Source organism: Nostoc sp. PCC 7524 (assembly GCF_000316645.1).
In the GTDB taxonomy this organism is placed as follows: Bacteria; Cyanobacteriota; Cyanobacteriia; order Cyanobacteriales; family Nostocaceae; genus Trichormus.
The window spans coordinates 4,742,683-4,767,081 of record NC_019684.1; the positions used below are offsets into that span (position 1 = coordinate 4,742,683).

22 protein-coding genes are annotated in these 24,399 nt (G+C 39.7%); 12 read left to right on the forward strand and 10 right to left on the reverse strand.

Annotated elements, in window-relative coordinates; genetic code table 11:
• Window positions 1-78 precede the first annotated feature (78 nt).
• Entirely contained in the window at window positions 79-1,848 is a 1,770-nt protein-coding gene (locus NOS7524_RS19090) for a hypothetical protein (RefSeq protein WP_015140122.1), read from the reverse strand.
• Window positions 1,849-2,425: 577 nt separating this feature from the next.
• On the opposite strand from NOS7524_RS19090, the gene NOS7524_RS19095 reads away from it, so the two are divergent.
• The gene (locus NOS7524_RS19095; RefSeq protein WP_015140123.1) at window positions 2,426-3,661 is read left to right on the forward strand and encodes a succinate--CoA ligase subunit beta; all 1,236 of its coding nucleotides are present in this window, start codon (window positions 2,426-2,428) and stop codon (window positions 3,659-3,661) included.
• A 171-nt stretch (window positions 3,662-3,832) separates the two neighbouring features.
• Window positions 3,833-4,720, forward strand: a complete 888-nt coding sequence (locus tag NOS7524_RS19100; protein ID WP_015140124.1) for a succinate--CoA ligase subunit alpha — start codon at window positions 3,833-3,835, stop codon at window positions 4,718-4,720.
• Window positions 4,721-4,740: 20 nt separating this feature from the next.
• On the opposite strand, the gene NOS7524_RS19105 is transcribed toward NOS7524_RS19100, so the two are convergent.
• The 3 genes from NOS7524_RS19105 to NOS7524_RS19115 form a co-directional block, all read right to left on the reverse strand.
• Window positions 4,741-5,619 carry an aspartoacylase gene (locus tag NOS7524_RS19105; protein WP_015140125.1) on the reverse strand — a complete coding sequence of 293 codons (879 nt, stop codon included), beginning with the start codon at window positions 5,617-5,619 and terminating at the stop codon, window positions 4,741-4,743.
• Between the two features lie 188 nt (window positions 5,620-5,807).
• Window positions 5,808-7,880: a S9 family peptidase gene (locus NOS7524_RS19110; protein ID WP_015140126.1), complete on the reverse strand. Its 2,073-nt coding sequence runs from the start codon at window positions 7,878-7,880 to the stop codon at window positions 5,808-5,810.
• A 48-nt stretch (window positions 7,881-7,928) separates the two neighbouring features.
• Window positions 7,929-8,687: a hypothetical protein gene (locus tag NOS7524_RS19115; RefSeq protein WP_015140127.1), complete on the reverse strand. Its 759-nt coding sequence runs from the start codon at window positions 8,685-8,687 to the stop codon at window positions 7,929-7,931.
• A 271-nt stretch (window positions 8,688-8,958) separates the two neighbouring features.
• Between NOS7524_RS19115 and hemE the strand changes: the two genes are divergently transcribed.
• Window positions 8,959-10,011, forward strand: a complete 1,053-nt coding sequence (hemE, locus tag NOS7524_RS19120) for a uroporphyrinogen decarboxylase (protein ID WP_015140128.1) — start codon at window positions 8,959-8,961, stop codon at window positions 10,009-10,011.
• A gap of 148 nt (window positions 10,012-10,159) precedes the next feature.
• A complete protein-coding gene (locus tag NOS7524_RS19125) occupies window positions 10,160-11,140 on the forward strand; it encodes an NAD-dependent epimerase/dehydratase family protein (RefSeq protein WP_015140129.1) in 981 nt (326 codons plus the stop codon).
• 148 nt (window positions 11,141-11,288) lie between these two features.
• Here the strand turns inward: NOS7524_RS19125 and NOS7524_RS19130 are convergent, their stop codons facing one another.
• A complete protein-coding gene (locus NOS7524_RS19130; protein WP_015140130.1) occupies window positions 11,289-11,798 on the reverse strand; it encodes a phosphoribosyltransferase in 510 nt (169 codons plus the stop codon).
• A gap of 92 nt (window positions 11,799-11,890) precedes the next feature.
• Here NOS7524_RS19130 and NOS7524_RS19135 point away from each other — a divergent pair, with 92 nt between their 5' ends.
• Window positions 11,891-13,348: an MFS transporter gene (locus NOS7524_RS19135; protein WP_015140131.1), complete on the forward strand. Its 1,458-nt coding sequence runs from the start codon at window positions 11,891-11,893 to the stop codon at window positions 13,346-13,348.
• Window positions 13,349-13,555: 207 nt separating this feature from the next.
• On the opposite strand, the gene NOS7524_RS19140 is transcribed toward NOS7524_RS19135, so the two are convergent.
• Window positions 13,556-13,936, reverse strand: coding sequence for a hypothetical protein (locus NOS7524_RS19140; protein ID WP_015140132.1), 381 nt, complete (start codon window positions 13,934-13,936; stop codon window positions 13,556-13,558).
• Between the two features lie 602 nt (window positions 13,937-14,538).
• On the opposite strand from NOS7524_RS19140, the gene NOS7524_RS19145 reads away from it, so the two are divergent.
• Window positions 14,539-14,748: a hypothetical protein gene (locus NOS7524_RS19145; protein ID WP_015140133.1), complete on the forward strand. Its 210-nt coding sequence runs from the start codon at window positions 14,539-14,541 to the stop codon at window positions 14,746-14,748.
• Between the two features lie 81 nt (window positions 14,749-14,829).
• Here the strand turns inward: NOS7524_RS19145 and NOS7524_RS19150 are convergent, their stop codons facing one another.
• Window positions 14,830-15,348, reverse strand: coding sequence for a YciE/YciF ferroxidase family protein (locus tag NOS7524_RS19150; RefSeq protein WP_015140134.1), 519 nt, complete (start codon window positions 15,346-15,348; stop codon window positions 14,830-14,832).
• Between the two features lie 323 nt (window positions 15,349-15,671).
• Here NOS7524_RS19150 and NOS7524_RS19155 point away from each other — a divergent pair, with 323 nt between their 5' ends.
• The 5 genes from NOS7524_RS19155 to NOS7524_RS19175 all read left to right on the forward strand — a co-directional run bounded on the left by NOS7524_RS19155 (window position 15,672) and on the right by NOS7524_RS19175 (window position 20,943).
• Window positions 15,672-16,352, forward strand: a complete 681-nt coding sequence (locus tag NOS7524_RS19155; protein WP_015140135.1) for a HEAT repeat domain-containing protein — start codon at window positions 15,672-15,674, stop codon at window positions 16,350-16,352.
• A gap of 74 nt (window positions 16,353-16,426) precedes the next feature.
• On the forward strand, window positions 16,427-16,990 hold the full coding sequence (locus NOS7524_RS19160) for a phycobiliprotein lyase (protein ID WP_015140136.1): 564 nt from the start codon (window positions 16,427-16,429) through the stop codon (window positions 16,988-16,990).
• A gap of 143 nt (window positions 16,991-17,133) precedes the next feature.
• Window positions 17,134-17,607, forward strand: coding sequence for a hypothetical protein (locus tag NOS7524_RS19165; protein ID WP_015140137.1), 474 nt, complete (start codon window positions 17,134-17,136; stop codon window positions 17,605-17,607).
• A 3-nt stretch (window positions 17,608-17,610) separates the two neighbouring features.
• Window positions 17,611-18,390, forward strand: coding sequence for a hypothetical protein (locus NOS7524_RS19170; RefSeq protein ID WP_015140138.1), 780 nt, complete (start codon window positions 17,611-17,613; stop codon window positions 18,388-18,390).
• Window positions 18,391-20,943 carry an AAA domain-containing protein gene (locus tag NOS7524_RS19175; protein ID WP_015140139.1) on the forward strand — a complete coding sequence of 851 codons (2,553 nt, stop codon included), beginning with the start codon at window positions 18,391-18,393 and terminating at the stop codon, window positions 20,941-20,943.
• A gap of 32 nt (window positions 20,944-20,975) precedes the next feature.
• Here NOS7524_RS19175 and NOS7524_RS19180 read toward each other — a convergent pair whose 3' ends face one another.
• The 3 genes from NOS7524_RS19180 to acsF all read right to left on the reverse strand — a co-directional run bounded on the left by NOS7524_RS19180 (window position 20,976) and on the right by acsF (window position 22,921).
• A complete protein-coding gene (locus NOS7524_RS19180) occupies window positions 20,976-21,404 on the reverse strand; it encodes an HNH endonuclease (protein ID WP_015140140.1) in 429 nt (142 codons plus the stop codon).
• Entirely contained in the window at window positions 21,401-21,742 is a 342-nt protein-coding gene (locus tag NOS7524_RS19185; RefSeq protein ID WP_015140141.1) for a hypothetical protein, read from the reverse strand. Before NOS7524_RS19185 ends, NOS7524_RS19180 begins: the two co-directional genes overlap by 4 nt.
• A gap of 123 nt (window positions 21,743-21,865) precedes the next feature.
• Window positions 21,866-22,921 (reverse strand): magnesium-protoporphyrin IX monomethyl ester (oxidative) cyclase, encoded by a 1,056-nt coding sequence (acsF, locus tag NOS7524_RS19190; RefSeq protein WP_015140142.1) that lies wholly within the window; start codon window positions 22,919-22,921, stop codon window positions 21,866-21,868.
• Window positions 22,922-23,175: 254 nt separating this feature from the next.
• On the opposite strand from acsF, the gene hemF reads away from it, so the two are divergent.
• On the forward strand, window positions 23,176-24,219 hold the full coding sequence (gene hemF, locus NOS7524_RS19195; RefSeq protein ID WP_015140143.1) for an oxygen-dependent coproporphyrinogen oxidase: 1,044 nt from the start codon (window positions 23,176-23,178) through the stop codon (window positions 24,217-24,219).
• The last annotated feature ends 180 nt before the right edge of the window (window positions 24,220-24,399 follow it).

The window sequence follows — 24,399 nt, forward strand, 5'->3', positions numbered from 1 at the left end:
TTTTCTGCCCTACATCCTGATGCCCCCGCTGCCCACTTTCTACTCCCTGTGTTTCTTGAATTAAATGGTTTAGTATACTTAACCTTGCGGTGTTCGGATATAGATTGCCTGACCTTGATTGTTGTAGATAAATAAAGGCAAATTAGCATTGTCACTAATTACTGTGAGGGCTTCTTGTAAGCTTTGCCAGTGATTAGCAACATCAGCGATCGCACTGGAATTGTTAGTATCAGTATCAGAAATACCAGTTTGTAGCATTTCTTCATACTCAGGGGTAATTTTGACAACAATACCCTGATCATCTACGGTAAAGTTGCAAATTCTCATGCCACTGGAACAAGTTTTATCTAAATCAACACGGGTTTGTTGCCAAGCTTGATTCACCTGTAGTTTATCTTGGGCTTGTTTGAGGGCAGCAGAATAAGGTGTGATCAGACTCTGGGCTTGATTGTAGTACAAACTATCACTAGAAACTTGTTTAGCAGCCTGTAAAGCCTGCTCCCAATATATGACTGCTGCTTGCCATTGTTGTTGTTGCTCGTAGGCTTTGGCTTGTTTAGCTATGCCCGTCAGTTGTTGATAGCTTTTGGCTCCTAGTTCTTCGATGGTGACGCGATCGCGCGCTCTGGCTAATTTCGGTTTATATTCTAGTAACAGCTGTTGTGCTTCTGGGTAGGCTGGACTATTTTGAGGAATAATATTTAAAGCGTTGACTACTATTTGCCAAGTGGACTGCACCTTTTGCCAGTCTTGTAAAGTTTTGGCGGTGGTTTCTCGCTTTGTCGCTACACTAGCTACAGCTTTGGCATCTTTGAGTTTTTTCAGCCATTTTTCTTGAGCCAGGATTTGCTGATTGACAGTTTGTAAATTAACACGATACTTCAGTAATTTGGGCTGGATCAGATTATAAAGTTCACTATTAGGATTGACTAATTCCAAAGGTGCGATCGCCTGCCGCCATAGGCGTTGTCTGTCCTGTAATTCCTCTTGGCTATTGACGGGTGTTTGCATTTTTTGCTCTGCCACAGAGGCCGTTTGCAAAGCTACTAACACCTGGTTAATTTTTTCTGACTGCCCAGATAGACTATCTTTGAGTTCTTCTGCTTGTTGATACCGAGGCGACCAACGGGGGATAGTGGTTAAGCTAGTGCTAGTAACCTCCAATTGCTTTTGTATGGCTGCTAGTTCAGCTTCTGATTTAGCACGACTCATCAGTTGTCTAGACTCGGTTTTGAGCCGCTCGGCTGTTTGGATTTCTTGGCACTCAGACATCACACAAGGACGAGTGAATAGGTAAGCACTACCACTACCTAACACGACAATTCCCAACAACACCGTACCCAGCAGCATCGGTTGGATTTGGCGCTGGGGTGGAGTTGCCAATAAATCTGGTGTATCGGCAAAAGGATCGAATTGTTCCTCTTGTACCTCATCTTCAGTTTCCTCCACAGGAGGAGAATAAGTCAGAGACAAGGCCGCAGATGAGAAAGGTACCGCTTCCTCAACGTCTTCATCTTCCTGTGTGACTGGTTTCTCTGCCTGTCCATGTCCCTTGATCATCAGGGAACGTTTAGCATAAGGAAGTTTGTCACCAAGAATTCTCAGAAAACATTGAATTCGTTGTTCGCGATCAGTCGTTAGCGACTGAAGAACTTCCTCAATGACTGCAAAAATCTGTTCTGGGTCAACATTTATACTAAGCGGATGTTGAGTTAAAATCATCAACTCCTCTTTGTTGACAGCACACTTAATCTGGAAAACTTCACCAGATGGCACTTCAGCTAGAAATTGCTCCTGCAAAGTTCTGGCTAACAGATGTAAATCTTCCTGCTGGACTGCTACTTTCATAGAGCGTTCCTGCTGGTCTTCTATATGATGTTTTGTATCACTGGGGGAATGAAATGACGGTTGTTTGTTGATTGATTGCAGATGCACAGTTTAACCAACCATAATCACAAAATCTAATAGAACAACGTTTTAACACAAATTCTGAATTTTCACCAAAAATCACATCGGGGATTTAAGGGAACACCAAAAAATAAATTATTCCCAATGACGGTTAGTAGGGTGCGTCAGTGCAAGAAACCCTAGCTGTACCAAGAAATTATTCATACTGACGCATCCTAAATTTTGGATATTTTTTTATGGGGATTTCCCTATTTTCTCTTAGTAAAGAGTTTGAATTAGCATCTAGTTTTATTTTATAGTAGTATATTTACTGAATTATCAATTATTTGATAACGATGTAATACTAAAGACTTACGGCTATAAATAAATGTGCTGTATTTACTGAATTCGATAAAATTAATACGTGAAAAATAATTTTTTATAGCTAGCCAGAGCTTGATTATCTAATGAGGGTGCGCTAAAACCCAAAAACACAGCACCAAAGTAATTCTCTATCGTAAATATTAGGTGCATAACAATGGATTTATTGGAGTATCAAGTTAAAGAATGGTTTAGGGAAATAGGCATTCCTGTATTGCCTTCCCAACGCATTGATCATCCTACAGATTTGAAACGGCTCAAAATTCACTATCCGATTGTACTAAAATCGCAAGTACACGCTGGAGACAGGGCAGAAGCAGGGGGAGTCAGGATTGTAGAAACAACAATTGATGCGATCGCCGCTGCCCAAACTATCTTTAATCTCCCAATCTGGGGTGAATTACCAGAGGTTGTACTAGCAGAGTCTAAGTATAATGCCACGCAAGAGTTTTATTTAGCTGTAGTTTTAGATACAGCTGTTTGCCGCCCTATACTTTTAGGCTGCAAAGAACCGGACGTGGATTGGGAATTAGCTGGTGAGAAAATGCAGCACGTTGTTGTAGAACAAGAATTTTCACCGTTTTATGCTCGCAGGCTAGCTTTAAAGATGGGTTTGCAAGGCGCACTGATGAAATCGGTAAGTGGCGTTTTAGAAAAAATGTATGAATTATTCATACAGAAAGACTTAGATTTAGTAGAAATCAATCCCTTAGCAATCAACGCGGTTGGGGAAGTGATGGCATTAAACGGTAAAGTCAGGGTGAACGAGCGAGCTATTGGGCGGCATCCAGAAATTGCGGCAATGGCAGCCAAAATGGTCAATCAACATCATGGCACAAGCCAGATCAATAATCGGTTTGGTGACTGGGATAGTTTAGAAATGCACGGTAAAATAGGCATTTTGGGTAATGGGACAGGTTCTATGATGGCAACTGCTGATTTAGTTGCTAGTGCAGGTGGTAAACCGGGTATTTGTTTAAATCTCAGACACGGTTCGATTGTGGATACCTCACCGACGACATTTTGCGATCGCTTAGTTAAAGGTTTAAATCTCTTGGCTGCTGACAACAGCATTCAAGTGATACTGATTAATCTCCTCGGCAGCATTCCTCAGCCAGAAGCCGCCGCCGCCGCGATTAGTGAATTTGTACTGCGCGACAAAGGCGAACTCCCTTCAGTAATTGCACGTTCTAATGGCAGCAAAAACTCTAGGGAGCATTCCTTACCCCACGTAGTTATCCGTCTAGCTGGTTCGGAGTTAAACGTTGCCAAAGATGTGTTAGCACCATTAACAACTCACAAAAATAGACTAATAGTAGTAGAAAATTTAGACGAAGCTGTTGCAGCCGCAGTCAGTCTCGTCCAATCACCTGCTTTCAAAAAAGTCTCTTAGTAGGAGACGCTTAGGCTAGGAAGAAGCAGGGGAGCAGGGGAGCAGAGGGGATGAGGGGGATGAGGGGGACAAGGGAGACAAGGGAGAGTCTTCCCAATCCCCAGTACCTAATCCCCAATCCCCAATCCCCAGTACCTAATCCCCAGTACCCAATCCCCAATCCCCACTTTTATGAAATTAACGCCAGATAGTAAAGTTATCATTCAGGGCTTCTGTGAATTTATCTCAGCAACTCATATTGCTCAAATGCAGGCTTATGGGACAAATTTGGTAGCTGGTGTCGATCCTGGATGTGGTGGGCAGCAAATTTACGATCTGCCAGTATTTGATTTGGTAGAGGAGGTAGTAGAGAAGTTTGGGGCAATTGACACCACGATTATTTGTGTACACCCTTACCAAGTTCTTGATGCTGCCTTAGAAGCGATCGCCTGTCAGATCCGTCAGATTATCATCATTACTGCCGGTGTGCCGCCATTGGATATGGTGGAATTACTTCGTAAAGCCGAGGCTGGCGAAACTCTAGTAGTAGGGCCAAATAGTCCGGGAATTATTGTGCCTGGGAAAATTCTGTTAGGCACACAACCAAGCGAATTTTATACACCAGGCCCAGTAGGAATTGTGAGCCGCAGTAGTACCCTCACCTATGAAGTAGCGTGGGAACTGACAAAAGCGGGTTTGGGGCAATCGATTAGTGTCAGTATTGGTAGTGATGCCATTGTTGGTTCTTCGTTTTTGCAATGGCTGCAAATTCTGGATGAGGATGACACTACGGAAGCGATCGTTTTAGTCGGACAACCTGGGGGTGGTAGTGAAGAAACTGCCGCTAGGTACATTGCTGAAGCCATTGATAAACCAGTTGTGGCTTATATTGCTGGAAGGCAAGCACCACCGGGAAAAACTTGGCGACAAACTGGGACTTTAGTCACTGTTGTCGGAAGACCTCCTAATTTTGGCACGGCACAAAGTAAAATAGCTGCTTTTGAAGACGCAGACGTGCCGGTTGCCGAACGTCCTTCATTGATCCCTGAATTACTCAAGAAGGAAATTTATGTGGGATAGGGAGTAGAAAGTAGAGTAATTTAAATTGACAGTTGTTGTTTTTCTGTGAAATACATAGCAATACCTTTCTCGTAGTAGGCGGCTTCGTTAATAAAAATTGGGTAAACGGTGGATGTGCCTTGATAAGCGATCGCCTGTCCATCTAATGTTAGAAACATCGGCTCACCAGGATTTAATGGTTCATAATCTCGAAACTGGAGTCGGGGATGAATCATCGCTTGCAGTTCTCCGGCTGCATTTCTGGGATAATCTATAGCCTCCAAATATTTATAAAAAGTTAGAGTATTATTAGTTTTTGGTATTACACCTTGGTTTGAGTTTTCTATATAGTTTAAAATTGTAAAAATCAGTTCCTCTGTTTTTTGAAACCACTCTGCATTCAATACACCCTGAGCGACAGGTCCAACTTCAATTACAATACCTAATTCACAGAGCGATCGCAAAAAATTACTGCCTTTTTCAGCTTGGGTATAACAAACTTTGACTAAAGGATTAATTTCAGATAAATAAGCTGCTAATTTTAGCAAAAATGGATGTTGATTACCAAGAATAATACTTAATCCCATATTTGCAGTTGTACTGTGTACATCAATAATCACATCTACCTGAAATTCACCTGACTGCACAAGCATTTGGAAGATACTTTTTGCTCGGCTATCTTCATAACTATTGAGTGTGGCATCTTGTAAATCTTGATTAAAAAAGCAACGATTTAAATCCTTTTCTATATAACGTTTACCTACGGCAAAAGCTTTGGGATTACCCAGTAGTGTGAAGGCTTCAAAGTTATATTGTTGAATGAGATGAGGAAATTTTTCTAACTTTTTAATTAGGTATGCGCCTGTAAATTCATTCCCGTGAGTACCACCAACAATCGCAACCCGATTAATGTTTTTCATAGTTGATTTTTTAAGGTAAGGGATTGGGGACTGGGGACTGGGGATTGGGAAATCTTAAGAAGCAGGGGAGCAGGGATAAAAGGGGAAAGTCCTCCTCCTTGCCCCAATTCCTCTAATTCTAATGTCGGCAGTTGCTACAAGTCGGGAAACTCGCCAAATGCACTACCTCCCCAATGCCCAATTCCTAATTACTTCTCTACTAAACCCCAACGATCAAGAATAAAGGCATACTCAAAAGCTAACTCTTTTAGGCTTTCGTAACGTCCAGATGCACCGCTATGTCCTGCATCCATGTTTGTTTTGAGCAAGAGAACGTTATTATCTGTTTTGATTTCCCGTAATTTGGCTGTCCACTTGGCCGGTTCCCAGTATTTGACACGGGAATCATTTAAGCCAGCCGTAATCAGCAAATGGGGATAATTCTGGGCTTTGACGTTATCGTAGGGCGAGTATGATTTCATGTATTCATAGTAGATCGGATCATTGGGATTCCCCCATTCTTCCCATTCCATCGCTGATAGGGGTAGAGAGGTATCTAGTATTGTAGACACCACATCGACAAACGGCACCTGGGCGACGACTACTTGAAACAAGTCAGGACGCTGATTAATGACTGCGCCCATTAATAAACCGCCTGCACTACCGCCAGTAATGGCTAGGCGATCGCTGGCTGTCCAACCTTCACTAATTAAATATTCAGCACAGGCGATAAAATCGGTAAAGGTGTTCTTTTTCTGTAAAAATTTGCCATTTTCATACCATTTGCGCCCCATTTCCTCGCCACCACGAATATGCGCGATCGCAAACACTACTCCGCGATCTAGTAATGCTAATCTAGTGGATGAAAAAGATGCCGGGTAAGAAGCACCGTAAGAACCGTATCCTGTGAGGATGAGGGGGTTTCTACTGTCTTGTTTTATCCCCTGTTTGTAAACAATCGAGATGGGAACTTGTGTACCATCTTGGGCCGTAGCCATCAACCATTCACTTTGATATTGAGTTTGATCGTAGTCACCCAGCACTTCTGTTTGTTTTTTCAATTCCCGCGCTTTTGTTTGCATATCATAATCAAACACCGATGGCGGTGTAATTAAGGAAGTGTAATTAAAACGCAAGATGTTTGTATGAAATTCTGGGTTACTACCTTCGGAAAATTCATAGGTGGGTTCAGGAAAGATAATATTACTTTCCTCACCAGTGAATAAATTATGTACTCTGGCAGTTTGTAGACCATCTTTACGTTCATAAATAACTAAATAATTGGCAAACAAACTAATTCCTGAAAGCAACACATCTTCTCGGTGAGGAATTACAGTTTGCCAGTTATCTTTTGATGGTGCAGCTATGGGAGTTTTCACTAATTTAAAGTTAGTAGCTGCTTCATTGGTAACGACATAAAAGTAATCACTATGATGGTCTACATCGTATTCTATGCCTGGATGACGTGGATAAATTATCTGAAAATCACCACGGGGATGATTAGCATCTAAATAGTGAACTTCTGTGGTGATACTGCTTCGTAAAGTCATCAAAATATATGCTTGCGAGCGAGTATTATGCACATATAAAGCATAACCATCATCTGGTTCGTGGTAAATTAGCACATCTTCGGATGTGGGAGTACCTAAAGTATGTCTGAATAATTGGTAAGGACGATTGGCATGATCAATTTTGGTATAAAAGCCTGTTTGATTATCATTACCCCAACTAAAAGAAAAATAAGTATCCTCAATACTTTCTGGATATAACTGCCTGGTATTTAAGTCCAAAAAGAAAAGTGTATATCGCTCGGAACCAGTAGTATCAAATGAATATGCTAGAATTTGATGATTAGGGCTAATGACAAATACACCTAAATCAAAGAAATCATGTTGGGCTGCTAATTCATTTTCATCTAGCAGCACTTCTTCAGGAGCATCTAAACTTCCTTTCTTGCGGCAATAAATGCGATAAGCTTTGCCGGCTTCAGTGCGCGAATAGTAATAGTAATTATCTTTCCGGTATGGCACTGATAAATCTGTTTCTTTAATGCGAGAGAGCATTTCATCGTAGAGTTGAGTTTGCAGCGATTCTGTATGCTGCATCATCGCCTTTGTGTAGGCGTTTTCCGCTTCTAGATATGCAATTACTTTGGGATCATCAATGTCGCGCATCCAAAAGTAGTTGTCTACACGGCGATCGCCATGTAACTCTAAAACCTGGGGCAGTTTGTCAGCAACAGGTGGCAGAATATTTTTTTGTAACACCCGATCTTTTGTCATCCTTCTGTAACCTTTTATCCCATGTCAAGCAACTAGCCAACCAACACTTTAGGATGGCCTAGCAATTCCAGTTTTACGATGTAAGTGTTTTTTCAAAGTACACAAGCCTATTGCCGGTACAACTCCGAGAATCATAGCCGTAAATCCTTGTTCACTCCAATACACTAAGGGAGTACGATGTACTTCGGGAATTAAATTCTGCACAAGAGACAGCAACCAAACCAACACGCTAATACACAAAAAAGCCAAAGAGGGTAAGAAATTCCACCACCAAACTTTACTTGTGTAACGTCGCAAAACTAACCATTGGCACAACCCCAACCAAATCCCTGAAAGAATATATAGAAGTGTTGACAAAAATCCCAAAGTCAAAGCGACTTCAGAAGTTAATGTGTCATTAAAGGAATTGGCAATAGTGGAAATATAGTGAATCCAGGCGGTGGAGACACTGTAAGCCAGCAGCCAACCAATGCTAGTAGCAAGTAGCCATAGCCAAAAAGAAATATAGCGACGCAGAACAAGAGCTTGATCAGCAGCGAAAATTACCGCAAACACCATATTACCAACCAATCTTATCCAAAAGCTCCATATTTGTGGCTGTGCTGCCACATTCGGCGGTAGGCTTTGCCAAATAATTCTTTCGATCGCAATACTGGCAATCCCACCTACAACCCACCCGATAACAGTCATCAAAGTTAACTGGAAAAAGAACATCCGGCGTTGAGAACGGGGAATTAGTAGCTTACCTAAGTGAAAATTACTATTAGCTGATGCAAAACTAGATGAGTTATTAGAGTTGGTTTGCATATTAAGATAAGTTAAGAAATTAGATCAAAGCAGGAGGCAAAAGGCAAAAGGCAAAAGGTATTTAAATAGGGTTATAACCTGACCTCAATCTATATTTAATAGGGCTTTTCCAGCTAGTTTGAGTCCATCAAACCATCTATGATTAAACCTCAAATTTATTTCTTTCCTCCTGCCCTCTGCCCCCTGTCCCCTACCTCCCCTTGATAAAGCGTAATCCCAGAATGATAAGCTAAACATTGACATAAAAAAGTGACTTAGGATGAAGTGTTAAATGGGTGTTTCGTCAACGGCTCCTCATCTTTTGCGGGCTGCTCGTGGTGAAATTGTTGATCGTCCCCCTGTATGGATGATGCGCCAAGCAGGACGATATATGAAAGCTTATCGAGATTTAAGGGAGAAATACCCTTCATTTCGCGATCGCTCTGAAATTCCTGAAGTAGCGATTGAAGTCTCCCTGCAACCTTGGAGAGCTTTCCAACCAGACGGAGTAATTTTATTTTCCGATATTGTCACCCCCTTACCAGGTTTGGGGATTGAAATGGACATTGCGGAAGGTAAAGGCCCCATCATTCATGCGCCCATTCGCACCCAAGCACAAGTTGACGGGCTGCATCCCTTAGAACCAGAAGCAGCTCTACCGTTTATCAAAACTATCTTGCAGGCTTTGCGTCAAGAAGTAGGCAACAAATCAACGGTATTGGGCTTTGTGGGTGCGCCTTGGACTTTAGCCGCCTATGCAGTAGAGGGTAAAGGTTCTAAAACCTACTCCATCATCAAAAACATGGCGTTCTCAGAACCGGCAGTGTTGCATCAACTCCTAGCTAAATTAGCAGATGCGATCGCAGTTTATGCCCGTTATCAAATCGACTCCGGCGCACAAGTAGTGCAAATGTTCGACTCTTGGGCGGGACAACTCAGCCCCCAAGATTATGACACCTTTGCTCTCCCCTACCAGCAACGGGTATTCCAGCAAATTAAGGAAACTCACCCAGACACACCATTGATTTTGCTAGTCAGTGGTAGCGCAGGCGTATTGGAACGCATGGCAAAATCCGGGGCTGATATCGTAACTGTAGACTGGACAGTAGACATGGCTGATGCCAGAGCCAGATTAGGTAAACACGTCAAAGTCCAAGGTAATCTTGACCCTGGCGTATTGTATGGCTCTAAACAGTTTATCCGCGATCGCATCATTGATACTGTTCGCAAAGCTGGTAACTGGGGTCACATTCTCAATCTCGGACATGGTGTACTACCAGATACCCCAGAGGAAAACGTCGCTTTCTTCTTTGAAACCGCCAAACAACTTAATGTGCTTGTTTAGTTATTAGTCAATAGTCATTAGTCATTAGTCAATGGCAATGCAATTAATCACGTCTGGACAATTATTTCGGCTGGGAACTATTGGCTTTGGACTAGAGACTATTGACTTTTACCTATAAATGGTAAATATTTTTACCTTTTGCTTTCTTATGACTCAAAAACGTATTTTAGTGACCGGCGCTAGTGGCTGTATAGGTCACTATATTAGTGAAGCTTTAATTAAAGAAACAAATGACGAACTGTATTTGCTGGTGAGGAATCCCAGTAAATTGCAAGTTGATACTAAGGTTCGTCCTGGTATTCATATTTTGCAGGGTGATATGCAAAATATCAGCCAATTATCTGACTTACTACCCACAATTGATGTCGCAGTTCTCACAGCTACGGCTTGGGGTGGTGAGCAAACTTTTGATATTAATGTCTTAAAAACTTTAGAATTACTCAACTTATTAGATCCTGAGCGTTGTGAACAGGTAATTTATTTTTCTACAGCTAGTGTTTTAGACCGCCACAATCAACCACTCAAAGCAGCAGGGGAAATTGGTACAGACTATATCCGGTCTAAATATGAATGTTTACAGAAAATATCACAATTAGCGATCGCATCTAAAATTACTACTGTTTTTCCAACTTTAGTTTTAGGTGGTGATGCTAAAAAACCCTATTCTCACCTAACATCGGGCATTCCAGAAGTCACTAAATATATTAATTTAATTCGCTGCTTGCAAGTTGATGGCAGCTTTCATTTTATCCACGGTCAAGATATTGCCAGCGTCGTTAAATATTTAATTACCCATCCTCCCCAAACCGATGCACCGCGCAAATTAGTTTTAGGTCAACAAAAATTAACTGTCAACCAAGCAATAGCAGAAGTTTGCGCTTATCTCGGTAAAAACATTTACTTCCGCATTCCCCTATCTTTATCCCTAGCCAATCTAATTATCGCCATCTTTCGGATTCAAATGGCGGCTTGGGATAGATTCTGCATGAACTATCGCCATTTCACTTATGATACTGTAATTAATCCTGACAGTTTTGACTTACCAAATTACTGTGCAACTATGAGTGATGTTTTAAAAATTAGCGGTGTTATGGCAGGTGACAGGTGGCAGGTGACAGGTGACAGGTGACAGGTGACAGGTGACAGGTGACAGGTTTAAAAGCCTTTGATGGTAATGGTTTTATGATTTCCTGATGTCCTAATCTCATTGGCTACAGCTATAAAAATTTCCCATCAACCCTGCGGGTGTGATGGTGAGAGTGTCAATCTCCCATCCCTTATCCTACCTTAGCTGCCAATTCAGCCGGACTGATTTTTTCATAATGTTCAAAAGGTTGATGAATCCAAGGATTGTCAGGCAAATAATCAACGTAGTAATTGGGTGCAATCACAGAGCAAGCTTTATACCAAATGACGGCAGTACGTATTTCCTCAATGGGGGAATTAATATTTTCATGCAGCCAAGGAAGAGTTTCTTTGAGAGTGATTCCAGAGTCTACCAAGTCATCAACCAGGAGAATGCGCGAACCTAATGTTTCAGTTGTCATTGTTATGTAACGAGAAAAGGTTAAATGACCTCTTTCTTGTTTGCCGGGACCACTGTAAGATGATGTTGCTAAAATTGCTAAAGGCTGATTGTATATACGGGAGAGAATATCACCAACTCGCAATCCGCCTCTGGCTAGACAGACAATCTGATTAAATTCCCAACCGGAGTGATAAATATGAGCAGCTAATTGTTCGATTTTATAGTGATACTCTGACCAAGAAACGTAAAGGTCTGGCATAAAGTAAGTATGTTTTAGAAGATACTAAAGGCGATGCCTACGACAAGCGAAGCTATCACAAACTTCATATTTTAGTATGAGCGCAAAACATTATGAGCGATTCTGCTGCTGATGACTATCCCCCAAATGCTCAACCAAGTCAAAAACTAGACTTAAAAACCAAGCTGGCTTATGGTGCAGGTGATTTAGGCCCTGCAATTACCGCCAATATAGCCATATTTTTCCTTTTAATTTTCTTTACCAATGTGGCAGGTATTCCGGCGGGCTTGGCTGGCAGTGTGTTGCTCATTGGGAAAATTTGGGATGCAGTCAATGATCCGATTGTGGGGGTACTGACAGATAAAACCCAATCGCGACGTTGGGGTCGTCGTTTACCTTGGATGTTGTATGGTGCAATTCCTTTTGGGATTTTCTTTTTCTTACAATGGATTGTACCGCCATTTAGTAACAACCAAGGTAGTAATGTTTGGGCGTTATTTTGGTACTACGTAGTGATTGGGTTGATTTCTCAGGTATTTTATACTGTGGTGAATCTGCCTTACACCGCACTCACCCCAGAACTTACCCAAGACTATGACGAACGTACTAGCCTCAATAGTTTTCGCTTCAGCTTTTCTATTGGTGGTAGCATTCTCTCGCTACTGTTGTCGAAAGTAGTTTTTTCCGTGATTAGCGATCGCCAACAACAATATCTAGTTTTAGCAGCAATTTGTACTGTAATTTCCGTTTTATCCTTATATTGGTGCGTTTATGGTGTGCGCGATCGCGTTTTAGCCTTTGAAGCCAAACGTATTCAAGTCCAAGAATCTGAATCTATCCCTTTTTTCCAACAACTCAAAATCGCTTTTAGCAACCGTCCCTTTTTATTTGTTATTGGTATATATCTATTTTCTTGGTTAGGGGTACAAGTTACAGCCAGCATTATTCCTTACTTTGTCATTAACTGTATGGCTCTGCCAGAGTCAGATGTACCGACAGTCATGATTGCAGTCCAAGGAACGGCTTTACTGATGTTATTTGTGTGGACTGCTGTCAGTAAGAAAATTGGTAAAAAACTGGTTTATTTCCTGGGTATGAGTTTATGGATTATTGCCGGTGCAGGACTATTTTTCTTACAACCCGGTCAAATCAGTTTGATGTATGTCATGGCTGTGATGGCGGGATTTGGTGTATCTACAGCTTACCTAGTTCCCTGGTCGATGATTCCCGATGTGATTGAATTAGACGAACTCCAAACTGGACAGCGCCGGGAAGGAATTTTTTATGGTTTTATGGTTTTATTGCAGAAATTTGGTTTAGCTTTTGGCCTATTTTTAGTAGGTAATGCCTTGCAAGCATCTGGTTTTAAAGAAGCTGTAGCCGGACAAACGGCATTACCCATACAACCTGACTCTGCATTGTTGGCTATTCGGATTGCTGTCGGCCCTATACCCACCATCTGTTTAATTTTTGGCTTAGTCTTAACCTATTTCTATCCCATCACCCGTGAGATGCACGCAGAAATGCTGCTCAAACTCAAAGAACGCCGACAACAAAAAGAAAACCTGTAGAGAAGTTGCTGTAGGTTCGTAGCAAGGGCTTTAGGGACTTCCAAATGAATCAATTCAAAATAGTCTACTACTTCTTTTAATATACAAGGGTGCGTCAGTGGGAGAAAACCTACAAAAGTTTCGGTAAAAATAACTATGTATTTCTTCTGAAGAAAGAAAATGCCCAACTCAAATTTAAATCAAATTATGCTCCACAATCACCAACTACTAATTGTCACTATCTGCTACCCGACAAACAATTTCCATAGAATTGGCATCAGCAGTTCTCGGTTGAGGAAAAATTTCTTGCTCAACTTTATCCACTCTAGTCAATCGACCATTGGAAGCATAAAGTGCAAATTTCCTAGAGAACAATCTACCTTGACTACAAGCAGCAAGAAGAGTTCTTTTGATGATGGTGTCACCATGCTGTTCTAGTAGGGTGTATTCCGTGCCTTTCACAGATGCCACATCCAAAACAATTGGATCACCGTTTTTATTAGAACCTACTTGCAAATAAAAGGTATTGTTAGTGGTTTGAGCATTTGCTATGCCACTAAATGATAACGAGAGTATTGCCACCAAGCCGCCAACTTTTTTTAGCCACATAAAGAATATTTTTGTAAAGCTATACTTTATTTTTATTCATCAAGCTTGTTTTTGGCGTGGTAACAATCACTAGAAATTATTTACACAACGATACAATCGAAAATCCAAAAAGTTAGTATTTTTAACAATAAAAAAACCGTAGTGTAACAACTACGGTTAATTTGAGTGGACTACTGAACTCTAAACCTATGTAAAAAATGGGTGTCTTACAACTTCAGCTCTTTACCTAAACGGTAATCTCTTTGATCAAAGAGTGTAACTGGTGAAAATATGTTTGTCATTACTGAATGGCTCAATTGCAGTGGGTGAAATATTCATCTAATTCACCGTATACTTCTATGTATTCTATGGTAGAAATGCCGACTATAAAGATAATTTAACCGTAATATCACTGTATATTTGAATTTCACCAATACATTTAATTATGGTATAAAAACATATTTAGTTAAAATTACTACTTTACTGTAGCTTTAAAAAATCGGTAAACCAGGTAATCAAAAATTTAAAGTCTTCAGGCGGGACTGTCAGTATAAAATTGGTGATTTTTTTGGGGATCTGAGAAAATTGACCACTAATCCAATTAGTCTTCATTCAAAAAAGCTATGACTGATCGCTTCCACTGTCCCCGATACAACATCAGCCCCAAACAAATTGATAATCCAGAATTAGATGAGGGATTATGTGATTTTTGCTGGTACGAATACTGTTTTTGTTGGGCTGATTATTGTCTAGATGGATGGCTGCAAGCACAAACAAACGGTACTTCAACCATTACCAACACTCAAGTAACAATGGAAACGAGGCCGTTGTGACCTCGCTTTTTGTGGATAGCGATTCTCAGACTCCTACTGAAAACCGCTATTAATATCTAAGTGGTAATTGAGACTTCACAATTACTTACATTCATTAAGTAACTTTGGCATTTGCTGCTCTATCTTTTTAGCTGTCTGTTCTTCCTGCTGCAAGTTTTGCTGTAGCAGTTGTACGACTTGCTGTTGTCCCATCTTTTCAGCAACTTTAATCAAACCACGGTAGCAAGCGATTTCCAATTGTTCGACCTTAGCTTGACATCCTGCCAATCCCAAATTGAGAACTTGCTGACTCTCCGCAGCTAGTAGCATGAACTTCTGCCCATCACTGATTAGACCAGCCGCAGCATCACAGGTGACGCGCTTTGGTTCTTGTCCCAAAGCTTTGAACACCTGTTCTAAGTTCTGAATTTGTTGTTCTGTTTCCCGAATATGGGTTTCGATTAAAGACCTGAACTCGTTATTTTGACAACACTGCAACATAGTCTGTTGCGCTTCCCAAAAGCGATTTTCAGCATCGTACATCGCACAAACTTCGTAGATAAATTTCTCTTGTAAGTTGGTGATTTTGGATGTAGCGGGACGTTCTCTTAGTTGAACCATTGTTCTTCTCCTAAAGTTCGGATACCAAGTTGGTATTTGGTGGTTTGTATCTTTAACCTACGTTCGCTAATCAGTGAAGTCTTCTCGTCATACCAGAGGCACAACTGATTGTTAATTCTGGCTGCTACATTAAACACATAGAAGGAAATGGGGACTAGGAAAAAGCAGGGGGCAGGGGAACAGGGGAGCAGGGGAGCAGGGGAGGATGAGGGAGTGAGGGGAGACAAGGTAGAATTTTTACCCAGTCCCCAGTCCCCAGTCCCCAGTCCCCAATCCCCATATCAGTTAAAGTAAAGATAGGTTAAGAAATTGCTGATAAATAGATGGCTGTTCCACACTTGCAGGAAATTTCTGCTCAGTTAGAAAGTACGAATTTACGCGATCGCATGGTAGCCTTGGCGAATTTGCGGGATATACCGGCTGAAGATGCTGTACCTTTAATTAAGAAGGTGTTGGCTGATGAATCTTTGCAGCTGCGATCGATGGCAATCTTTGCCCTAGGAATCAAGCAAACCACAGAATGCTATGCAATTTTGGCAGAAATTCTCCAAAATGACCCAGATTATGGCATTCGTGCTGATGCGGCTGGTGCTTTAGGTTATTTGGGCGATACTAGAGCCTTTGAGGTGCTGGCACGAGCATTTTATGAAGATACGGACTGGCTAGTACGTTTTAGTGCGGCTGTTTCCCTTGGTAATCTCAAAGATCCCCGCGCTCGCGACATCCTGATTCAAGCTTTGGATAGCCCAGAATTAGTATTGCAAGAAGCTGCTATCTCTGCTTTAGGAGAAATTCAAGATATTGAGTCCGTAGATAATCTACTGCGCTTTGCCCAATCAGATGATTGGTTGGTGAGACAACGGCTAGCAGAGGCTTTGGGCAATTTACCTACTGCCAAGAGTATATCAGCGTTGAAATATCTAGAAAAAGACAGCCATTCCAATGTTGCGGAAGCAGCGAGGATTTCGCTCATCAGACTGGAGCAAAGAGGTAATCAAGGTTAATCCTAAAACCTCCCAGTGCCTTTTAATAATAATAAGTGGAATTTTTCGTATTTTGATGCAGGGTAATTTCAATTATGAATATTGAAGAATTTTTTGAGTTGAGTGCTGGTAAATGGTTTTCCCATCGCACTAGCCATCATTTAGCTTTTAAGCAATCTGAAGATGGGAAGTCAGATCTGATTATCGAGTCACTGGCAGCAGATCACCCAGAAGTCATTAAGCTGTGTCAATCATATGAAATTCCTGCTAGTGCTGCCTCCTGTGGTGCGAGAGTTACCTGGAACGGCACAATGGAATGGGATGAAGAGAAACACACTGGCTCTACTGTGCTAGTTTCTGTACCAGATGATGGTAATCCTAGCGAAGGCAGACTATTGCGAGAAATGGGTTATGCCGAAAAGGCTCCTGTAGCTGGTCGTTATAAAATGGGCAACGATGGTGCTTTGACTCTGACTACAGAGTATGAAACCATGTGGTCTGAAGAACGCTTGTGGTTTGCTAGCCCTAATTTACGGATGCGGGTAAGTGTATTAAAGCGTTTTGGTGGTTTTAGTATGGCTTCTTTTACTTCTGAAATCCGCATGGGTGGCAGTTCTCCTGCGGCGAAAGCCTCGGAAGCTAATTCTGCATCTAGTTAGTAACAATGGGGAAGCGATCGCTTTCAGCCCAATTGAAATAACCTACTTCCCCGCAGAGATACGGGGAAGTAAGCTATAACAAGCGCAGTCTAGCTAAAAATCTATACTACTTAAAATTGATCAGTTAACTATCTAGATAGCAAATGAATATAATTCTAATACTTTCTGCCACTTTATCAGCATTATTCATATTAGTAATTGTCTTATTAGTTTTTCAGATTCAAAATAGTTTAAGTAATCATGAAAAGCAGATAGACAAGCTGCTGAGAGTGATAGTAGAACAAGCAAATGAAATAAATAAATCTCAAATTGAAGCATCCAGTAATCTCAATAAACAGCTTGAAAATTTAATTCAAAAAGTACAAAAAATTGACAATTATTTAAAGGAATTAGAGCAAATAAATACTAAATCTAACTTAGATTTAACAAATTTAATTCAAGAAACTCAAAAAGTTGGCAGATGTTTAAGCCAATTGCAAGATGCTAATCATCAAGATGGAGAGAAGTTATACAATCTTCTATATGGTAATACAAATATACAACTAGAAAAATTACAAGCAACTGTTGATGAATTGAGGGCGTTAAAATTTAGTTTAGAAGAGTCAGTAAAATTTTAGATTATGTTAATTGATAACAATCAAACATCACCTGATATTATCCAGGCTTATTTGTCATATCTCCAAGAAATGAGTAGAAAAATAAGTCTTCGTTCTGGAATGGAAAATATTTTATACAGGAAAACTAAAAAGAATCACCCTTATTATATGCCTGCGGATTCTATAGATACACGCTACCTAAAACAAGTTAAAGATCATATAGATAAAGAGGCTGATAGAAAACTTTTTCTTGCTAATGGTTTAGTTGTAGGAACTGTGCAAAAGAGAAAAGAGAATAAATATATAGCCAGTCCTCTAATTTATTTTTTAGTAGATATAGATATAGACGAAAGTAGCAGACAACTAAGGACTGAAATTGAGTGGGATTCAGCTAGTCTGAATTATGACTTAATAACATTGATTTTAGAAAGAGATTTAACAGAATTAGAAATTGAAATTGAAGATAATCATTTCATGGAACAAAGAAATTACTTTACTGATAAAGCAGAAGTTTTTGAAGAAATAGAATTGGATTTGGAAAATTACATAAAGCAAGATAACCTGCTGGAAACTTTAAATGTTACATATATTGCAAAAGGAATTTTCATTAAACTCCAACAAGAAATAGAAGAATTTAAACAAGCGTTAATATCTGATGAATTTTTTAATAAAAATAAGCTAGACGACTATATAAACAATGAATGCTTAACTTTTTTTAATCATCAATTTTTCTATATAGGAAGTCTCCCAGGTCAATTATCAACATTTACTGCATTACGCAAACTAATTCAAGAGGTTAAATAAATGCCATTTCAAAATATAGTATTAGAAAAACTATTTCAAGGAGTTTTACGTAATCAATCTGTGGAATTTGCCAACAGTTTAACAGATAGAGAAAAAATAGATGCAGCATTATGTTATTTACCGCTATCTTTATCACAAAATCAGAAAACTGCTCTTTATCATGCTTGGCAACATGAAATCTCTTATATACAAGGACCACCAGGAACAGGTAAATCCCATACCATTATCGCTATAATGATAACTGCAATATTATTAAACAAAAAAGTATTATTTGTATCTCAAAAGAAAGCTGCTATAGATGTAGTAAAGAAAAAAATAGATAAAATACTATGTGAAAATTCTAGCATTTATGTGGGTCCAGAAAATGAAGATAAAAAGCACCTTAAAGCTTATATAGAAGAAATAGTTAGAGAAGTCTCTACTTATAATTTTCAAAGTGAGTTAGAAATAAAACAAAAACATCTTCATAATTGCCAGCAGGAGATTAATTCTTTAAAAGCAGAGATAGATGCAGATTATAAAACTTTAAAAATATCATTAGAGTCCGAAGTAACTTTTTGGAAAATTAATAGTAATTATGTCAAAGCCCGAGATAATTTTTCAAAGATTTATGGAGAAGAGTACACAAAAAAAATTAAATTTAGCGAAAAATTAATTTCTGAAAATAGTAAAGAAATATATAGACGTAATATTGCAAAAATTAGAACAAAATTAGAACAAGGTACTACCTTTCAGCGTCGAGAAATTTTGTATTTAAGGCGATTCTATAAATGTTTTATTAATAAGATTAATGCTGATAGAGATCAGTTTACAGACTTAGCTAATTTGCCTCTATACATGGAACAGTTCTTTAAACTTACCTGCCTATATACTGATTCTTTATTGACACAGCACCAATTAAAACCAAACTTAAATCAACTGAGACAGCTAATCAATCAAAAGCAGCAAATTTTATTGGAAAAACAAGAAGAATATATTAAAAATCTATATGAATTTAAGCTACTGAGTTCATTTGTCAAAAATAAAAAACAAGCTGAATTATTTAGCAAAATGCTTTATTGGACAAATCAGCGTAAAATTCTAGAGTCCATGCAAGGAATTGATTACCACAGTCTAACAAACATATTTTCATTGTGGATGGGTGAAATCAAAGACCTTGGTCAATTTATCCCATTTCAAAACGAGATATTTGATTTAGTAATTGTTGATGAAGCTTCCCAAGTAAATATTGCTGAGATTATTCCCGCTTTTTACCGAGGAAAAAGTTTTTGTATAGTTGGGGATGAAAGACAGTTAGGATTAAGCGCAGCAGGCTTGTTTGCGTTAAATAGAACTTTTGAAAAGTTAATTTGGAATCAATGTTTTGCAACTGTTAATGGTGCTATATCCTATGAAAAAGCAAATGAAAAGGATTTAATTGTTAGTAAATCATCTATTTTAGATTTTATTACCAATAAGGATAACCAATTTTACATTCCAAAAGTTATTTTGGATGAGCATTTTCGCTCTATGCCACAATTGGCTGCATTTACCAGCAAAGAATTTTATGACAATAGTTTACGTTTAATGACTGAGGTGGGTAAAAATATCCACAAGGAATGTTTTCTAGCTATAGAAGTTGGCGGACAAAGAGATGCAAATGCTAAAATTATACTAGCAGAAGTAGAAGAATTAATAAAAAAGTTAAAAGGCTTAATTAGAAACCAAGATTATTTAAAAGAACCTCTAAGTAATCATGGGTTCAATTTACAAGTGAAACCCATGATTGGCGTTGTATCTTTCCTTACGGAACAAAAAAAATATATAAAAGAACAAATTGAAAATGAGTTTTCCGACGAAGAGCGAGAAATTCATGATTTGTTTGTAGGAACTCCAGAAGAGTTTCAAGGTAATGAAAGAAATATTATATTTATTACATTAGGTTTAGATGGTATTAGCCAACGCTGGGCAAAAGGGCATTTTGAAAACAAAAATAGATTTAATGTGGCAACAAGTCGAGCAATTAACTTTACTTACTTGATTTATGGTGGTATACCAAAAAATGCTGTTTTGTTGAAAAAATATCTGCGTCATTTTGGTTTTCAGGCTCAAAATTTTATTGATGACTCAATTATAGAAGAAAATTCACTAACTAATAGGCATACTTGGAAATTTGATGAATCTAAAATTGAATCTGAATTTGAATTTCGAGTTTTAGATTATCTACGAGAATTTATTAATCAATTTGGTAGCAGCTATTTATATTTGTATAATCAGGTTGTTAGTTGTGGACATAAAAGGCTAGATTTTGTTATTTACAATTCAAAAAATGAAGAAACTTGTGCTATAGAAGTAGATGGAGTCTATCACTTTGCCGAAGATGGTAGAAATTATTCAGACGCGCATCTTGAACGAGTCGAAATATTGAAACGTGCTGGATGGAAAATTGTTCACGTACCCTACCATAAATGGTATAAAAAAGGTTGGTTATCTGAAAGAAATGACACAGAATTTCAAAAAACGATAAATGATTTATATGCTCAACTAAAAGAAGCACTTATTATTAACTTATAGTTGCCTAGAATAAAGCCTCAACAGAGTTGATGTTAACAAATATCAGGCGGATGTTCTCCTAACTTTACCCACATTTTACGTACGCGAATTAACTGTGGACGATTCATTTTCAATGCAGAAATAGTTGCTCTTCCGACGGAAGTGAGTGGGTTAATCTCAGTAGCATCTTCACTCCAAGCAAAATGTTCATGCCATGATTGTTGCTGTGGATGAAATAACGAGACTTCTTGCTGAGTTTCTGTATCCACAGCAGTTTGATGGGAAGCTTTATAACGATTACAAGCAGGACAAGACAAACAAAGATTTTCAAAACTTGTTTCTCCGCCAGCTGATAGAGGAATGATATGCTCAAACTCAAAAGTGGTAACTGTTAGGTATTCAGCAGTATGACAGTAGGCACAATAATTAGCAAATTTAGCACGGATTTTGCGTTGTAATTCAGCAGGTATATAAACACTCACGCCACTTTTGATATCCCTTTAATTTTTAAAGTATATCTAGCTCTGGTTTTTAAAACATTTAATTGGTCAATCTGAGCCAATATACTGTCTAAAGTAGCTTTCTCATCAGCAGCAAGTGTATTCTCTGCATTTCGCTCCAATAAATCATTTAACTCAATTTGGACTTTGGGAGACAACATACTATCCGCCAAAGCTTGCAATTCATCCAAGCTTAATCCTGTTAAAATCTCATCATCTTCTACCGATGAATTTGTTAGTTGTTGGTACGTTGCTAAATCTAACAACACACCAATTCGTTCTCCATCTTGATTTGTCACATACTGTATAGAATCCGACATATCAACTATTGGCGTTTATGGCTACTGCTTATAGTTTATCAGTTTGAACTTTTGAGCGATAACTACGCACCCCATCATCTCACCGAATGCGTAGTTTACCACCGTAGGCATCGCCCCCAAAATTTAACGCACAGTTCCCCGCAAAGCTTCAGTATCAATAGGTTTGAGCAGGTAGACTAACAGCAGATTCCAAACAATGGCTGCAATTAACGGTAATTTACGAATCAGCTTCACAAATTTCGGTTGAGAACTACGCTCAATTTCTGAAATTTGCAAGTTATAACCTGCACAGCGTTGCAGGCGAGGGAAAAACCTGGGATGTTCTGTATTCAGCATCACAGGAAAAGCCCGCCCCGCCGTTTCATTAGTATTTTCCACAACTTGACGGTCAAATTCCGTTGCATCTAGTCCCAGTGACTTGTAAAAACCAGCCCGTTCATGAACTGTCATCGTGTGGGTAGCAAATACCGATAGCAAGAAAAAGCGACTCCATAGCCTAGCTTTCCAAGTTTTCCATAGTTGCGGTTGAGAACGTAAAAGAGCTTTGAATATATCTCCGTGGCGGTTTTCGTCCTGACACCAACTCTCAAAGTAGCGGAAGATAGGGTAAAACTGGTTTTCCGGGTGCTTTTCTAAATGTCTGTAAATAATGATGTAACGCCAATAGCCGATTTTTTCTGATAAGTAAACGGTGTAAAGTACCCACTCAATCGGGAAAAACGTATAGGTGCGAGTTTTCGTCACCGTGGCTAAATCCAGGGAAAGTTTAAAATCGCCCATTGCTTTGTTGAGAAATCCGGCGTGGCGAGCTTCATCACGCGCCATCAGTTGAAACATCTCTGCCAGCAGTGGACTGCGATTTTTCAGCTTGCGGGATAATTCCTTGAAGAGCAAGAAGCCGGAAAACTCAGAAATACAAGAACGTTCCAAGTAATCGATAAACGACTGTCTCGCTTCGCCCTCGATGTGTTCCCAAGACTTATCAAATACCTCATCCCGCACAAAATGGTGACGGTTGTAGTCTGCCCTCATTTCTGCCAACATCGCTTGCAACTCCGAGTCCTGGGCGGATAAATCCAGGTTAGCGGCGGTTTCAAAATCTGTAGTATAAAACCGAGGAGTGAGTATAGTTTCTTTGCTGGGGGTTTTAATTCCTGGTTTGGGTAGAGTATTAACCATAAGTAATGCGGTAATCAAGTAAATAATTCCATAACTATCAAGTTATGATAAGTAGAGTTCTTTCGCTAGCTCTCTTTACATTCCTTCAGCAAAGTTTGAGAAGCTCCATATAAGCAATAAGCGGAAAGGCTCTGAAGAGTTAGGTTTGGAGAATTTATTAAGTTTTGAAACTTCCTTGGTTAAAATCAACTTAATAACTATAGAGTTATTAATTAGTAGTAATTACCCTTACTCAAAGTTTCAGAGGTTTTAACATGGGTCGTCATTCCGATAATTCTCTGCAAGAATCTCCAAATCACACTATATTGCTGACATCACCTACCAACGCCATACCCAAGGATTCACGGCAGCGTGTGCAGCAATTCATGCAGAACTTACAGGATGAGATTTGCACAGCGTTAGAGCAACTTGATGGGGAAGCCAGCTTTCACCAAGACTATTGGGAGAGAGCAGAAGGGGGAGAAGGACGTACCCGTGTGATTCGAGAAGGGCGGGTATTTGAACAGGGTGGCGTGAACTTTTCCGCAGTGTGGGGAAATAGCCTACCAGCTTCGATTTTGGCGCAACGTCCAGAAGCAGCCGGACATGAGTTTTTTGCCACAGGAACGTCAATGGTGTTGCATCCCCGCAATCCCTACGTACCAACAGTACATCTCAACTATCGCTACTTTGAGGCAGGCCCTATCTGGTGGTTTGGTGGTGGGGCTGATTTAACGCCATACTACGCCTTTCAAGAGGATGCAGTTCACTTTCATCAAACACTAAAAAATGCTTGTGATGTCCACCATCCAGAGTATTATCCAGCTTTTAAACGCTGGTGTGATGAATACTTCTATTTACGGCATCGTCAAGAACAGCGAGGCATTGGCGGCATTTTCTTTGACTATCAGGATGCTAGCGGTAAGCTTTACGTCGGTACACAAGCAGATAGTCCAGCAGGAATTTATAGCCAGAAAGTGGGAAATGTAGTGCGGAATTGGGAAGATATCTTTGCGTTTGTCCAGTCTTGCGGTCAGGCTTTCTTACCTGCTTACTTACCTATTGTAGAACGGCGACAAGGAACAAAGTATAGCGATCGCCAGCGTCATTTTCAATTGTACCGTCGGGGTCGTTACGTCGAGTTTAATTTAGTCTACGACCGGGGAACCGTGTTCGGGCTGCAAACCAAGGGACGGACAGAATCGATCCTCATGTCTTTACCACCTCTAGCACGTTGGGAATATTGCTACGAACCAGAACCAGGAAGCCCGGAAGCAGAATTGACTGAAGTCTTTCTCCAGCCTAGAGATTGGGCGTAGAAGAGAGCAGGGGGAGCAGAGGGGCAGGGGAGCAGGGGAAGCAGAGGAGCAGGGGAGGACAAGGGAGAATTTTTTCCTAATTCACCAATCCCCAAGTATTCTCTAATTTTGAATTTTGAATTTATTTGTCCCCAGTCCCTAAACACATAACCAAAACTTTTTAACAACAAATGAGGTATT